This window comes from Methylomonas sp. 2BW1-5-20 (assembly GCF_052474515.1).
The window spans coordinates 3,903,200-3,918,319 of sequence record NZ_CP184127.1; the positions used below are offsets into that span (position 1 = coordinate 3,903,200).

A 15,120-nucleotide genomic window follows, 5' to 3' on the forward strand; every position below is an offset into this window, starting at 1 on the left:
TACCTCGACTTGGAATTTAGACAGCCGAGTTAAGGCAGTTTATAGACGTGGACCTTGCCGCCGGTCTTGGCCGCGCAGGCCCCGCCACCGAAGCCTCCGGCCAAGGCGCCGACGCCGCTAAACACCGCGACACGTTGCTGGTTGTCGGGGCCGGTAAAGGTGATCGGGTTACCGACAGTACTGCACTCCATGGTTTTGGACCACAACAGCTTGGGTACGCCATTAACCGCTTGCTCCGGACGTGCATCGATGGCTTTAAAGACTTTGTCTTGGGTGCCGTAAAACACCAGTCCGCCACCCGTGCTGAGCACCCCGCCATATATGGCTTTGGGTTCTCTCAAGCCAAAGGCTTTCTTACCGGTGGTCACATCCCAGGCAATCAACTCACTGGTATAGGAAGTGTCGGAGGCCGGCGCAATCGCCATGTCCATTGCCATGTAAGGCGCACCGTATACGTACTCGGCTTTCAGCATGTGCATGTTCATGCACAGATTAAAGGTGGGCATGTAGAACAAGCCTGTTTTCGGCGAGAATGCGCCGGGCTCCCAGCCTTTGGCACCCAGGGCTGACGGACAAATATCAAAGGTGGTTTTACCGGTGTGAGTCAGCTTGTCTTGATTGACCATGGGACGACCGGTGGTTAAATCGATGCCGCTAGCCCAATTGACTTCCGGAATAAATTGGTCTGCTCTGATGATTTCACCGGTTTCCCGATCTAGCGCATAGGCAAAGCCGTTTTTATCGAAGTGCACCAAAAGTTTATGTGCCACACCATTGATCGTTTGGGTAACCGAAATGTTTTCGCTGTCTGCGTCAAAATCCCAGTTATCATGAGGCGTGGTTTGATAAACCCATTTCACGGCACCGGTATTCGGGTCGCGGGCAAAGATCGACGATCCCCATTTGTTGTCGCCAGGCGCACGGGCGTCAGGGTTCCAGACGCCGGGCTGGCTAGTGCCATAGAACACTGTGTCGGTTTCTTTATCGTAGGTTAGATAAGCCCAGGCCGAGCTACCACCCTGTTGCCAAGTATTGCCCGGCCAGCTTTTTTGGCCCAAATCCGTATTTTGACCGGCGGTTGTGTAGGGCAATTTGGTTTGGCTATTGATCAGCACATCCTTATCAGGCCCGGTGTTATAACCACGCCATAACTCTTTGCCGGTGTTCAAATCCAAGGCCAATACCCAGCCTCTGACGCCCATTTCGCCGCTGACAGTACCGCTAATGACTTTGCCGTTGACGATGACAGGCGCACCGGAGGTCGTGACGCCGGAACGTACATCCGCGGTAGTATTCCGCCAGATTTCCTTGCCGGTCACGGCGTTGACAGCCACCGTTGTGTTATCGAGTAGATTGAACACGATTTTGCCATCGGCATAAGCGGCGCCGCGATTGATGGCATCGCAACAATGCACACCTTTGGCGTATTTATTGACTTTGGGGGCATAAGTCCATAGCACTTTGCCTTTATTGGCCAGATCGTAAGCGATTAATTTATTGGGAAAAGGCGTCACGACGTAAAGCGTGGAGCCAATGACCAACGGCTCACCCATATGACTGCCTTTAACGCCGGTATCCACTGAATATTCTTCAGCCAATCCCGCGACGTTGGTGGTATTGATTTGATCGAGCGCACTATAACGTTGACCATCCGGGGTGCCGCCCGGTGTGGTCCAGTCCGTGCCGGCCCGTGACGATCCTATCAAACAAACTGATCCGATTAATATACTGCTCACTACGTGTTTTAGCCGAAATTGAGACGCTCGCGATGGCTGCCGCTGTCCGCTAAGCCGTTGTTGAATAAGCATCTATGCCTCCTTAGAGAAAAAGTAAGATTAGGCATTCCTTTTAATTTAAAGGATGCCGTTAACGTCAATGAATTTTTAGAGATGTCTTGTTGTTGCAGGCCGATATGATCTTAAAATTAACCGAATGAACTCATCCATAACCATCCTAAAAATATATTAACTAATTCCATTATTATCCTTGACCCCGCATTATCTATTCTACTTGAATAAATATGACAAAAACCCTTAAATTAAATTATGTTTTGATTAAAAATACATGAAATTTTAATTAAAAAACCAAAATAACGATACGCAAATACCATAAGCAATACAAAATAAATCAACTAGTTAAGCTTTAATTGCTTGATAAAAATACTAAGCAAAATCAATTCGGCATTCTGCGAACCGGCGCTCAATCCAAAAAGCCTGAAACATATCAAATTAATTCTGCTTAATAATTTTATTGATATAGATCATAAAATCATATGAAAAACTGTGCTACCACTTAATTGAGTTTGATTATTATTCAACAATATTTAATCAAATCTTAATATTGCTTTCATCTTGAATTTATATTGGCGGGATAAAGTTTTTGATGTGCATTCAGTAAACGGGTGGATTTATCGCGCAAATCCGCCCCTAGTTTCATTAGCAAAGGAATTCTCAAGCGCGGACCGCTGCGCGCACCCACCCGCAGCGATGGGCACGATGCAGCGCGGTATGTCTCAAACGAACTTGATTTAGATTGTCAGCAATTTGCAGAGTGAGTTATTGGTAAGTATCGTCAATGTCTTTTTTCCCTGTGAGCATGGCTTTAACCAATTTCTCTTTGTCGATGTAGCTAGAAACGACGACGCCTAAAAGGTGAAAAAACACTAACAACAGCGTAAGATTCGCGAAAAACTCGTGCAGTTCTTCCCAAAACTCTTCGCTTTGCTTATCGACGAGGTGATTAGTACGGGCAGGTTTGGATTCTTCGTCCGCATCGTCGTCTTCGGCATTTTCCGCTTTAGCTGCGGAAATCACCGAGACCGATGCTAATTGCATTTGCGCTTGCTGAGCGGATATAGCGAACGGTCCTTTGTTGTCTTCAACCGCGTATAACTTCATGCCGGTCCCGGCAGTGCCCGTCAGACTCAGTAGCAACGCTATCACCATCGCGCCGCCAGCGGGATTGTGACCGATATAATGCTGCGGCCTACGGGCGATTAGATTCTTTAAATAGCCAACTATCCTCGTCGGCGAGTAAACAAAATGACTGAAGCGAACATACTTGCCGCCGACAAAACCCCAGATTATGCGCATGACCAGATAGCAGCCCACAATATAGCCGGCCCACACGTGGACAGACATCAGGTCGTCCTCGGTCAGGTATGCCGTAAAAAACGCAATCACCAAAGTCCAGTGTCCAATACGAATCGACGGCCCCCATACTTTCACGGATTTACTCTTGTTTATCATGGCATTTCTCCCGGTCAGACTGCTGTTATGAATTAAGCTGGGACTCATAGTGGGTTAAACTAGGTTTTCTTGCATCCGTCATCCGACGTATAGGCGATTATTTGTGGCATTTATCGACGATAACAAACGTTTTAGCCAATGGGCGATTGCACTCAGCTTATTTGTTTTTGTGCTGATAGCGGTTGATCTGCGGGGGGACTATCAAGACGGCGTCCCTTGGACGCATGTGCTCACCGAAGTGATAATTCTTATGCTTTCGTTGACAGGTATTGTGTACTTTGGTCGGCTTTATCATCAATTTTCAAAATCCAAAATTGATTTATTGACGCGTGATTTGGCCATAGCCAATCAGCAAGCCGAACAATGGCGCGAGGCAAATCGCGAACTTATCGCGGGTTTGGCCGTGCAAATCAGGAAGCAGTTTGATCTTTGGCAGCTAAGCCCGGCCGAATCCGAAGTCGGATTGTTGATGTTAAAAGGCCTCAGCCATAGCGAAATCGCCAGTCTGCGCAAAGCAAGCGAACGCACCATCCGCGACCAAGCCCGTGCTATTTATCGCAAAGCAGGCGTAACAGGGCGTACCGAGCTGTCCGCATTTTTTCTGGAAGATTTGCTCCTGCCTAGACAGGAGTATTAAAAAGTAAGCTGCGTTAGCTTTGGCAACTACGGCTTACATTGAATGTAGACCTATCATATTGCCCTCGGTATCCGTCACTAACGAGATATAACCGTATTGGCCGATAGACATCTTTTCTCGATGCACTTCCCCGACCGCTTCTTTGGCGCGCGCTTCCTCTATCGCGCAGTCTTCGCAATGAAAATAGATGATGGTGGAATTACCGCCCGAAGGACAGCCTTCCAGTTTTACCAGCGCTCCCGTCGCGCCGTAACTTTGTTGTTCGCGCGGAAACCCCCATAGTTCAATCCCGGAAAATGGCGGCGATAATTCCTGTAACTCACACTGAAAAACGCTCTCGTAAAACCGTTTGGCTCGGCTCATGTCTTGCACGTAAATTTCAAACCAGGCGACAGGGTTGATTTTCATGGTATCGCTCCTTAAAACTGAAGGTGACTAATCGAATTGGTCTTGCCGATTATCGGTATTTGTTTTCGGCACACTGAGGATGCTTACGGCAGATTGCAGATATTTTGCTGCATAACGCATTGGTTTTTCTCCGAGCCATACCTTATTCCGCTAACAGCGCGGCAATAGCCGATTTTGCGTTGCACTGAGCGATTGCTTCCGCGATCTGCCCTTCATTCAATTTATGCCTGATCGCTTCAGCACCATTGAAGGAAAACACCTGATAATCCTTTTTCGCAAAAGTAACGGTTTGGCATTTTTTGAATGGCGAATTTTCAAACGGCATTTTTACAAAATCCGGACTTAATGGTTCTATCCCTTCGGAACTCGGCGCATAAATTAAAAACTCGCCATGCATTGCCAATACGGCACGATATTGGTTTGCAGCGGTGAAATATAAATAGCCAACATCAATTTCTTTTTCTTTTAGCCCCGTATTTTTAACTTTCTTATTCTTCTTCATACTAGATTCTTATTCTATTTGATAGTCGTTAGCGCATCTTAACTATTGGGATTCACACGGTGTTTTGCCTTAATAAAATCGGTATGCGGCACATAAAGCAGATCCGCCAGCTTTCGTACCAGATACTCTTCTTGTGGGTCTAACACGCCATCGGCATAAGCAATTTGCCAAAGCGATTGAATAAACTGTATCTTTTCTTCAAGACTACATTGCTTGTTAATCAAGGACGTAAACTCGTAATAATCAACGGCTTGCTTCCGCTTCTCTTCCGCGGATGTAATCAAAGCCTCGGCTTGCTCCGTACTTAAAGAAAAACACTTTTTAGCTAAAGACAAAATCGTAGCCCGCTCATTATCTTGACAAACATCATCCATCACCATCATTTCCATGAATAAAGCAACGGTAGCAAGTTGAATTTTTTCTTCTGTCGATATTTCCAGTGACGGAAGCGCGAGATGCTGTTCAAAAAACAATTTAATTTGATTGATCATGTAGGCCAAGGGCTATAAGTTTCAGATGATTTTTTCCAAGGTATATGGCGCATATTGTAAGCGGGACATGTATTTCGAGCAAAGCCGCCACCAGTTCCTATACAAACCCAGCTAGATTTTAACTCCTTGGATTGACCGTCAAGAGACGGCCATATAATTCTCTTTGTACGACCGGTCTTTCTACCAACCAGTCACTCAACGTAAAAGTAAGAGCGGGCACCGATTGCACAGGGCGGATAAAACCTGTGCTTGGACAAACTAATAGACTCAACAACTACTAACAGCCTGAGCACCCCAATAACTGCAATATTATATTTTTTTACCGAGCATTCTCAGTAATGTTAAATCTTTGTAAATTAAATGATGTTTGAGAGCCCCCGCAATGTGTAGAACAATTGCCAAAATAAGCAGGTAGCCGAGATATTCATGGGAAATTTCCCCGAAATAACCCCAGAACTGGCTTAAAGGGATGGTTTCTTCCGAATTAGAGGGGTTTATATTTTCATGAAGAATTGCAAAGCCAAAGATACCAAAGCCATGTCCGGTAGCGCCAGAGAAAATCATTCCTGTAATCGGCATCAGCACAGTACTAACGATAAGTATCCAATGTACAATTTTGGAGAGCAGCATCTCACGTTTATCATAGTTTGAAATTGGCACGGGCCAGCCTTGCTTTATGCGCCAAACCACTCTAAGCGCAATAAAGCTTACCAGAATAATACCGATGGACTTGTGTGTATCATAATAGTCATATAGTTCAAAATTAGTCATACACAATCCCAAGCCAATAAGCCCAATAATCGTGAACGCGATGACCCAGTGTAAAACAAGGGTAAGCCAACTCAGGCTGTTTTTAGTATCCATTTAATTTTCTCCAAAAATTACGTTCGCTAATATTTTCCATTTCAGAGTTACCACGGTTAATGATCTACATTAATATGCTTTCGTGAACTCAAATTACATGCGCATAATCTACAATTTATTTCATCAAATCTAACATTGAATTAGTCTTCGAGTCGGCACAAGTCATGACAAACCGCCGAGTTAGATTAAACCAGTTGTTGAGGGATAACTTTTAGAGCTTTTCAACCTATAGTTTATTACGGGGTATTTCATTTTTTTCCATTATATTTAGCCATTCCTTTTCTAGAATTGCATATTGCATTGTATTTTCGTACTTTGGAGTACCATCAGGATAGTTTACGAAAGAGATAAACTCTATAAAACATCCTTCTTTTCTCATTCCTAGCTTTTCACAAAGGCGTTGAGATCTATAGTTATCATCTTCAACATATGCATACACTCGCCTTGCCTTCTTTTCGGCAAACAAATATAACAGTAATGCGTTCGCACTTTCCTTAGCATAACCTTTGCCTTCAAATTCAATGCTAAAATTCCAACCAATATTATAAGTATTAGGTTCTTCATAATTGTAGAACAAATCTCCTATCAATCTATCCGTACCTTTCAAACATACAGCAATAGATGTATCTTCATTTCTTCTATTTATAGCTTCATTTATCGCTTCCTCAATAGTATTAAGTTTTTCGGAAGTAAAACAACTCACTCTTGGATTCGATAGGTACTCAAGCATATATTTAGCGTCATTAATCGTAAAATTACGAAGCACTAATCGACTAGTTACAATTTCCTTCATACGGGATCACTCATTAATGTAATTACGTTTATTAGGTAATACACAAATATACAACCTACGTCAGCTATTGCGCCAATAATAACTTTTACAACAATCTACCCAACGTTTCAGATAAGGAATAGCTAGCGGCCCCTGCGACCGAAGGTTACGCCTTAGCTGAAATCCTAGTATGGCTATTTTGCATATGTGTTTGCCACGGCGAGAATGTAAGAAGCGTGAAAGGAGAGGCTCTGATAGCAGCAAGGTGAGTAGTCGCCGGTTTTGTTGAGTTGCGAGAGTACTAACTCCGTTCTTTCAGGGTTGGCTCTCCGGCGCTTGCCGGACGACAACGGGATAAACCAAAGAGCATCACCTTCAACCTCAATGGAAAAGGGCTTGCTACGCGCCTCTATGTGTAGTGTTTCACCCTTGAGCGAGCTGCAATAGTTTAGAAAATCGGGGAAAGATCTCAAAAGCACCAATATCTCCTTGGCTGTCTAAGAAGGAATTATCTAGTTAACGGCCCTTCTACCAGTATGCTATTCGACACGATAATTGATCTACATTTGAATTTCGCTCTGTATATCATCCGTTGGAGTAATTATTTCAGAAATCTCAATTGGACTGCCATCCGTAAACCGACGATAACTGAAACGAATTTATTCCGCCGTATCAATTGTTAAGGGCTTGCTCTAAACTAGCAAACAACAGTATCGTCAATCACGCCATAAGTGAGGTTAGGATGATTAGAATATCTGGCTTTATAGCACTTGCATCTTTGTTTTTCTCAACAACCATCATTGCGGACGATATTCCGGATTTGGCAAAAACGCCCGGTGTTAGCCGCCCAGGTTTTACCAAGACAAAAGTGTGCAGCATCAAATGGGGTAAGGACGAGCGTCACGTCACTCCGGGCATGAAACGGCAAGTGTTTGCAAACTATGGGTACAGCGGCTACACCGACCCACAATGTACTGCCGATGCACACGACAAAACTTGCGAGATCGACCATCTGATCAGTCGCGAACTGGCGGGAGCCGACGACGTCAATAATCTTTGGCCGCAAGCGTATGGAGGAACCCCCTGGAACGCCCATCTCAAAGACCGGCTGGAAAACCGCCTGAATAAGGAGGTCTGCGCCGGACGTTTATCGTTAAAAACGGCTCAACAAATGTTAGTCAACGACTGGCGTAAAGCTTTTATCAAATATTTCGGCGAACCCTGAGCTTTACGGGTTTTAATACCCGAATCATTAGCCCATCTTATGGTATTGCACGCAATAGATTGCGTACGACTGTGAGGCGTCGATTAAACCCTTTTCCAAAACGACTGCCTTGGCATTTAACGGGCAGTCGTCTCTTATGAATTACTTCGCCACGGCTCAATTGCAGCTATCTGATCTTGCCCGGATTTGACGGACACTCAACTAAGCGACTTTTTTAGCTTCAAAATTTTCCGGGCTGATATAGCCTAATTTGGAGTGAAGCCTTTTTCGATTGTAATACACTTCGATATATTCAAACACTTGGTACTTGGCGGCTGATCGGGTTAAAAACCGTTCGCCATGAATCGCCTCGACTTTAAAACTGTGGTTCCAGCTTTCCATGGCGGCGTTGTCATAGCAATCGCCTTTCTTGCTCATGCTGCAAATCAATTGGTGTTTGGTGAAAAGCTTCTGGTAGGCGGCAGAGCAATACTGGCTGCCTCGATCCGAATGGACAATGACGCCTTTAGGCATTCGGTGACGCCATAACGCCATGATCAGGGCATCACAAACCAACGTTGCCGTCATCCGTTCGGAAATGGCCCAACCGATCACTCGACGTGAATAAAGCTCAAGTACCACCGCTAAATACAGCCAACCTTCTTCCGTCCAAATATAGGTGATATCCGATACCCATTTTTGATCGGGGCCGTCTGCCGTGAAGTTTTGTTCCAACCGATTCGGGGCGACCGGTAACGAGTGGTTGCTGTTCGTTGTGGCTTTGTATTTCTTAGCCGCCTTCGCTCTCCAGCCATGGCTTCGCATGATCCTGGCTACCCGGTGTCGGCCTGCTGATTTTCCTTCGTCTTGTAGTCGCTGTGTAATTCTGGGTGAACCAGGACGGCCTTTCTCATCCTCAAAAATACGTTTAATCTCATTGGCTAGCCATTTATTCGCTTCGCCTCTATCGGAAAGTGGCCTGCACTTCCAGTCGTAGTAGCCACTCCGTGAGACCGTTAACAGGCGGCACATGAGTCCCACAGGGAATTGATCTTCATTAGCTTTGATCATGGCGTACTTCACTTGGGCTGTTTGGCAAAGTACGCTGCCGCCTTTTTTAAAAAGGCGACTTCCTCTTCCAGGCGGGTGTTTTCTCGTTTAAGCCGCGCCATTTCGGCCTGCTGTAGCTTTTGATCTTCGAAGGGCTGTCCTGTTTGGCGACGCTTGGCTCGCCAGTTGTACAGCATCGATTCGGCGAGCCCTAAATCTTTGGCCGCCTTTGGGATGCCATCCTTGTCGGCACGCTCCAGGGCTTGTTCTTTAAACTGCGCGGTATATTTGTTGCGGACAACGGGGATCTTTGATTCGTTTTGGGCTTTCATGATTTTCCTCGGGGTTAGAGATTACTCTCTTAGCCGAGTGTCCGATAGATCAGGGCAAGATCAATCCAATCAAATTTAAAGCCTCGGCTAATCCGTCCACCGCCTACAGCTAATTAACCATGGCGCAATAAATTAACGCTTTTTAATCTAAAGCTCATATTAAATTAATTTTGAATTCATGATGCCGTGATACTTTCGGAAGGCGTTTTACAAGGCAAATTTAAAGTAATTCGTTATTTAGTTAGTCTGATCGCGGCTTGGACTATCTAGTCTGTTTTTAGCTCATAATTCTAAGGATGCATCCGTATGAGATTTATTACGCTTTTACTCGCTCTGCTGTTCTCTAATCTGGCTCAATCTCAGCAGTTAACCCTCTCCTTTCCGGGCAATTTGCCGGTCACTCGTTCGCCGATCAGCACCATTCCGATGTGCGAAGTTGTCGTTTCCGGATATGCGGTGGATGTTACTATGCTCGGCGCTAATCTTGCTGGCGCATCCAATACCTGCATACCGGCCAATGTGCTTCCAGCTGTCGATGCGGGCAAAGTGACTGCCGGCAAGTACGGCACCAGTCCGTCCGTAGGCGCTCAGGTAGCGGTAAACCCGCCATCTGGGATAACTTTCGATGTTTCATCGTTTTCCGTTAACGATTACGGCGCCGGCAATACCTTGACCGCCTACGCCAACTACCCTGACGGCACTTACTTTACCTATCCGATTCCGTATGTCGCAGGCATATCGACCGTTACGTTGCCGGCGGAATTTACGGGAATGGCAAAGTTTGAAATTTACAGTTTGAATAACCGAATCGCCGTTGGCGACATTGTGATAAACGATTCGACACCGGTTACCCCCGTTCAATACACCGATAACTGGGTAGGCAACGGCGTTGGCAATGTTCTGCCGATTGATGCGGGTACGACCACCGCCAACGGCGGTGTGATTCAAGTAATTCCATATGGCACAAACAAGGAAGTGGTTTATACCTCGGCCTCATTGTCCTTCACTTTACTGAACCCGGCGTTTGTTATCGAAAAATCCAACACTGCGCACCCTGGAGTAACTATTGTCACCGCGAGCGGTTCTACGACAGACCAGAATGGGGCACCAATCACCGTCAGTGTTAAAGAAGCGTATCGCCAATATAAGCAACGTAACCAGATGCGTTATGGTTTGACCGGCGGTAGTTTGACAGTCGACTATTAAGACTATGAAGCGGCCGATCATTGCGATGGGCCGCGTCCATCGTTCCGCCACAAAAGAAAACTCAATTTGAAATTCTTAAACCGGCTTTTATTAATACAATTTAAATGGATTAAATCGTGCGACTACACTCTCTTGCCACCGCTCTTTTAACGTCACTGGTTTCGATAGATGCATATGCTTCTATCGACGTGTTTAGCCAAGCGCCCAATACGACTTTTTCTGCTAGTTCAGCTGTTTATAATGTTTCATCCGACCCTGGATTTACTTGGTCGCTTGACCAAGACGAAGAGGCTTGGGCATATTTTAATGTGCCAACAGATCTTACTTTCAACAGGATTGCTTGGTATGGTTCGAATTCGGACGGAAAATTTGCCGTGGATTTTTTTGCGGCAAGCTGTTTTTCATGCGGTGCTAATTGGGTTGGTACTAACGGGAAATTTAGCAATAGCCTGCTGCCGAATCCCGGGCCATTCAGCCAAGCCCAAATTCACAAAACCCTAGTTTCCGGAAATCTTTATTCCTATTACATCGATTTAGCGTCGAGTTTAACGCTGGACCATACCAGTTTGTATGCACTTTCCGTCGTTAATAATTACACCGCAACACCATTCTCATGGTCGGAATCGAATATCGGCAGTGGTTCGCATCTCGATTACATCGTCGGACGCGCCTCATTTCTCAGGGCATCCGGCTCGTTAGCCTTCACTCTGACCGACACAACCGCTTCCGCAGTGCCATTACCGGCTTCTGCCTGGCTGTTAAGTTCCGGCTTGGTCTGTTTGTTAGGCTTTTCCCGAAAAGCTAGAACCATTTAGCAAGCAGTCTGTATAAAGCCGGCGACTATTTGTGTCGCCGGCTTTATTGTTAGAGCTATCCAACTATCTCGTTAACGCGCCATTCGGTTCAGCGTAATCGTCCGAGCTTTCACATTTATGTCTAAGCATACTTGGGGAAAGGCGGCGAGCGCTAGTCTTGGCTTAATCGACAATCTTTAGCATTCGATTCCGGCGATAAAATAGCCCAAGCATATTCGCGTGATGACTTACCCCATTGCAGTGGGAATGAACCGGTTGCCACGGCCCGCTCAAATAGAGCCGAATATGGCTTAGCGCTTCTATCTTGCATTGTAGTCAGCAATATGGCCCCGCAGTTCGCCACATCTTGCTGATTCAACCAGGTCGATATGCCCAAATCATTATTCAGTAATACCGTGGGTTCGGGACGCGTGTGTAGCAATACATTCCCTGCCAACCAGGTATCGGCGATAACAATGGTCAACGGTTGCTGCTGATGCTCCCGCCAAATCGCAGAGACTCGTTCCGCCATTAATTTACCGGGAAAATTGGTCCTCACCTCGTGTCCGGTCAAATTCGGGTAAATTATTTTACCGATCACAAAAAGCAACAAAATAACGGTTTGGAAAGACCAGGCTACATTGCGAGTATTTTGTAATAACTGTTCTTGACTATATTTATCGGAAAAACATTTAACAATTAAAATGCCCGCCGGCAAAAAAAATGCACACACCCAACTTCTAAATAAATAATTGCCATTTAGTAATGTCGGCAACAGTGCTAACAGAGTTGGCGTAAAAAGCGTGGCAATCAAGAAACGCCAATCGGCATCTCGATGGGATATTTTTGAAGAATTGGCTAATACCGGCTTGTGTTGACTAATTTTACTAATTAACCAGATAGCCAGAAAAAGCGGCAGAAAAGGTAGTATCTGTCCGACAAAAAACGCAGCAAGAATATCAAACCGGCTATTCGGCATATTCAGTTCATAATAAAAATAGCCAAAAGGCAGCCAATTATGATTTTCCAGCCACATTACATGCGGAAGAAGTACCAAAGCGAATACTATGCTGCTGACCAACAAACCTCGAATTATCAAAAAGTTTGCCCAGCTATTCTGCCAAATCAAATACACAAACGGGCCGGCAATCACCAACAATGCACTGTATTTTGTCAGCATGGCCAGCCCCGACGCTAGCCCCAATATTATCCAATTAAAAATACGTCTAGGATCATGTATCGCGCGGTAAAAATAATACAAAACCGCCGCGGAGAAAGGTAAGGAGACGGTGTTATGGTCGAATGATGTTGCCGTGTAGTTGTGATAGCCGATCAGTGACGTTATTAAAACGGCAGCGATAGCTAATCGATGCGGTAAAATTCTACTTGCCAATAGCCAAACATAGATCAGGGCAACGACAGCACAGCCTTGCGCGGCGAAAACCGTCAACCACATGGACGGACCGTTTAACAGCCGATTAAGACCTGCCATTAAAATAGAGGGTAAGGGTGGATGTTTGTAATACCCCCATTGCCAAGTTTGAGACCAAACCGTTTGTTCGACACTATCCAAAACGATCGATTTTGACAACAGCCCTACCGACAGCGTCCAGGCCAACCAATATACTAATAAAAAACCGATTAACTGCCGGGTACCCTTGTCATCGGCAAACGAGAAAAATGTGGCTGACTTTCGTAATCGGTTTAAATCATTTATTTTTACAGCGGACAATTTTTATACCTCAATTTCGCAGGTTTTTCGGTTTTTAACACAGAAATTTATCTTAACGCATCTCACTGCGCTTATATCCGGAATCATAAGTTTTTAATGCGGGCTTTTCACCGAAGCCTATACTTGACTTCATCAAATACAGAGGTCTTTTTTTGACTTCTTCGTATATCTTGGCGATGTATTCGCCAATAATTCCCAAGCTGATCATAATAAAACTGCCAATCATCAGCAGACAAATAATGGTTGTGGCAAAGCCGGAAACGGCCTGCCCGGCCATAAAGGACCAAACTGCTTCGCTGGCAACAGTAATTCCCAATATCAAAGTAGCAATACCCAAAACGGTAACGATACGTAATGGCAGAGAGGTAAATGACGTGAGTGCGGTAATAGCCAATTCCAATAATGCCAGAAACGACCATTTGCTATTATCGCCTTGGCGGGAATCGACATCGAAATAAATATATTCCTCTTTAAAACCCAGCCAGCTCGTCAGCCCTCGGTAAAAACGCTCGCGCTCGGGAAGCTGGTGAATAACGATATCGACAATCTCGGCATCCAGTAATTTATAGTCGGACGAATTGTTGGTATTGATGCCGCCAAAGCCCGATACCAATTTATTGATGCAATATGCGGCGGCCTTTTTTTCGATCGACTCTCGATTGCGCACCCGCTTCACCGCATGCACGATTTGAGCACCCTGCTTCCATTTTTCCAACAAATCGGGAATCAAAATCGGCGGATGCTGGAGATCGGCATCGATGGTAATAACGGCTTCGCCGGCAGCATGCTCCAATCCGGCAAAGAGAGCCGCCTCTTTGCCGAAATTTCTGCTTAAGGAAATGGCTTTGATGCGCGGCTCGGACTGAGCAAGACGACAGATCTTTTGATAGGTATCGTCCCTACTGCCGTCATCGACGACCACAATCTCCCATTCGGTTTCACAGCCTAATAAGATGGAAATAATCTCAGTAACCGCTCGTTCTATCCCGATGCTCTCGTTGTAAGCCGGGATAACGACGCTGAGAACCGGGGCTTTGTTTGTTAGAAATATATTGTTACTCATATTGGCCTAACTGGATGCCGTGCTTTTGATAAAGGTCTTGAAGTTGCTGGCTGCGCAGCAAACTCAATTCGTTTTCCCACTCGTGGTAACTCGTCAATTTGCGATCTGTTACTTGTTTCGGATCGAAGTATCCGGGATGACACATCAGTTCGTAGGTTTGGCCGGGAACAAGGCTTGCAAACAAGTTCGCCAAGTATTCGATACTGAGTTTTCCGCTTTGGCTAAGGCCCAGTAGCGGATAGGCTTGAACATTAAATCTACGCCGGTTGATGAGGCTTAGGCATTGCATGACGGTATTCCGCACCAGCCCGGCGAAAATAGTGGGAAAGAACCATTCCGACCCGGTTAACCTGACGTGCCCAATCCGATAGTCGTGGGCAAGTTCCAAGCTCAGAGAAAATAGTTCGGGCAACATATGAATATGTTCATGCGAGTTTAGAAAGCGCAAGTTTCCGCCGTGACAGGCATCGATCTGCGCCCGCCATTCGGCGCGCACATCGTCTATGGCAATTTGTCCGGTCAAGATCATTAGACCCATGACATAAGCCGAGGGAAAACGGCCGTTATGTTTCGCGAGTTTGTCGGCCATGACCGATGTCAAAGGCCGGCCATGGGTCAAATTTAGATGCACGCCAATATCCAGATGAGGGACTTGCTGCAAACCAGCAAGTTGACCCGCCAAATCCGGACTGTTGGCGAGAATACCGGTAGCCGTTAATTTTCTGTCCGCGGCAAGATCCAGGATGCCTCGGCTCACACATTGGAAGTAGCCGTAATCATCGGCATTGACGATCAATTGAATCGCTTGCTTGGCCAT

The 15,120-nt window shown here is 45.7% G+C and carries 15 protein-coding genes; 4 read left to right on the forward strand and 11 right to left on the reverse strand.

The features are described 5' to 3' along the window. Positions 1-29: 29 nt before the first annotated feature. Together ACH50O_RS17995 and ACH50O_RS18000 are read right to left on the reverse strand one after the other, a co-directional pair. Positions 30-1,706: a PQQ-dependent dehydrogenase, methanol/ethanol family gene (locus ACH50O_RS17995; protein ID WP_446809125.1), complete on the reverse strand. Its 1,677-nt coding sequence runs from the start codon at positions 1,704-1,706 to the stop codon at positions 30-32. A gap of 849 nt (positions 1,707-2,555) precedes the next feature. Further along, the gene (locus ACH50O_RS18000; protein WP_446809126.1) at positions 2,556-3,248 is read right to left on the reverse strand and encodes a cytochrome b/b6 domain-containing protein; all 693 of its coding nucleotides are present in this window, start codon (positions 3,246-3,248) and stop codon (positions 2,556-2,558) included. A 103-nt stretch (positions 3,249-3,351) separates the two neighbouring features. Between ACH50O_RS18000 and ACH50O_RS18005 the strand changes: the two genes are divergently transcribed. Continuing rightward, a complete protein-coding gene (locus ACH50O_RS18005) occupies positions 3,352-3,885 on the forward strand; it encodes a helix-turn-helix transcriptional regulator (RefSeq protein WP_446809127.1) in 534 nt (177 codons plus the stop codon). A gap of 33 nt (positions 3,886-3,918) precedes the next feature. Here the strand turns inward: ACH50O_RS18005 and ACH50O_RS18010 are convergent, their stop codons facing one another. The 5 genes from ACH50O_RS18010 to ACH50O_RS18030 all read right to left on the reverse strand — a co-directional run bounded on the left by ACH50O_RS18010 (position 3,919) and on the right by ACH50O_RS18030 (position 6,943). Then, positions 3,919-4,293: a VOC family protein gene (locus ACH50O_RS18010; protein WP_446809128.1), complete on the reverse strand. Its 375-nt coding sequence runs from the start codon at positions 4,291-4,293 to the stop codon at positions 3,919-3,921. A gap of 142 nt (positions 4,294-4,435) precedes the next feature. Next, positions 4,436-4,795, reverse strand: coding sequence for a hypothetical protein (locus tag ACH50O_RS18015; RefSeq protein ID WP_446809129.1), 360 nt, complete (start codon positions 4,793-4,795; stop codon positions 4,436-4,438). 38 nt (positions 4,796-4,833) lie between these two features. Then, positions 4,834-5,286 (reverse strand): tellurite resistance TerB family protein, encoded by a 453-nt coding sequence (locus tag ACH50O_RS18020; protein WP_446809130.1) that lies wholly within the window; start codon positions 5,284-5,286, stop codon positions 4,834-4,836. 309 nt (positions 5,287-5,595) lie between these two features. After that, positions 5,596-6,150 (reverse strand): cytochrome b, encoded by a 555-nt coding sequence (locus tag ACH50O_RS18025; protein WP_446809131.1) that lies wholly within the window; start codon positions 6,148-6,150, stop codon positions 5,596-5,598. A gap of 226 nt (positions 6,151-6,376) precedes the next feature. Then, complete coding sequence (locus ACH50O_RS18030; protein WP_446809132.1) at positions 6,377-6,943, reverse strand: GNAT family N-acetyltransferase; 567 nt, start codon at positions 6,941-6,943, stop codon at positions 6,377-6,379. Positions 6,944-7,664: 721 nt separating this feature from the next. Here ACH50O_RS18030 and ACH50O_RS18035 point away from each other — a divergent pair. Next, positions 7,665-8,147 (forward strand): hypothetical protein, encoded by a 483-nt coding sequence (locus ACH50O_RS18035; protein ID WP_446809133.1) that lies wholly within the window; start codon positions 7,665-7,667, stop codon positions 8,145-8,147. A gap of 201 nt (positions 8,148-8,348) precedes the next feature. Here the strand turns inward: ACH50O_RS18035 and ACH50O_RS18040 are convergent. Further along, positions 8,349-9,508, reverse strand: a protein-coding gene (locus tag ACH50O_RS18040) for an IS3 family transposase (protein ID WP_446807918.1) whose coding sequence is annotated in 2 segments (ribosomal slippage) — positions 8,349-9,235 and positions 9,235-9,508 — 1,161 coding nt in all. Because the reading frame shifts where the segments join, the coding sequence is not laid out codon by codon here. Positions 9,509-9,814: 306 nt separating this feature from the next. On the opposite strand from ACH50O_RS18040, the gene ACH50O_RS18045 reads away from it, so the two are divergent. Together ACH50O_RS18045 and ACH50O_RS18050 are read left to right on the forward strand one after the other, a co-directional pair. After that, positions 9,815-10,714: a hypothetical protein gene (locus ACH50O_RS18045; protein ID WP_446809134.1), complete on the forward strand. Its 900-nt coding sequence runs from the start codon at positions 9,815-9,817 to the stop codon at positions 10,712-10,714. Between the two features lie 116 nt (positions 10,715-10,830). Beyond that, a complete protein-coding gene (locus ACH50O_RS18050) occupies positions 10,831-11,529 on the forward strand; it encodes a VPLPA-CTERM sorting domain-containing protein (protein WP_446809135.1) in 699 nt (232 codons plus the stop codon). Positions 11,530-11,680: 151 nt separating this feature from the next. Here ACH50O_RS18050 and ACH50O_RS18055 read toward each other — a convergent pair whose 3' ends face one another. The 3 genes from ACH50O_RS18055 to ACH50O_RS18065 are packed head-to-tail and all read right to left on the reverse strand — an operon-like array spanning position 11,681 to position 15,120. After that, positions 11,681-13,240, reverse strand: a complete 1,560-nt coding sequence (locus ACH50O_RS18055; protein ID WP_446809136.1) for a glycosyltransferase family 39 protein — start codon at positions 13,238-13,240, stop codon at positions 11,681-11,683. A 52-nt stretch (positions 13,241-13,292) separates the two neighbouring features. Beyond that, positions 13,293-14,303, reverse strand: coding sequence for a glycosyltransferase family 2 protein (locus ACH50O_RS18060; protein WP_446809137.1), 1,011 nt, complete (start codon positions 14,301-14,303; stop codon positions 13,293-13,295). Next, positions 14,296-15,120 carry a carbohydrate deacetylase gene (locus ACH50O_RS18065; protein ID WP_446809138.1) on the reverse strand — a complete coding sequence of 275 codons (825 nt, stop codon included), beginning with the start codon at positions 15,118-15,120 and terminating at the stop codon, positions 14,296-14,298. The genes ACH50O_RS18060 and ACH50O_RS18065 overlap by 8 nt, the downstream gene beginning before the upstream one ends.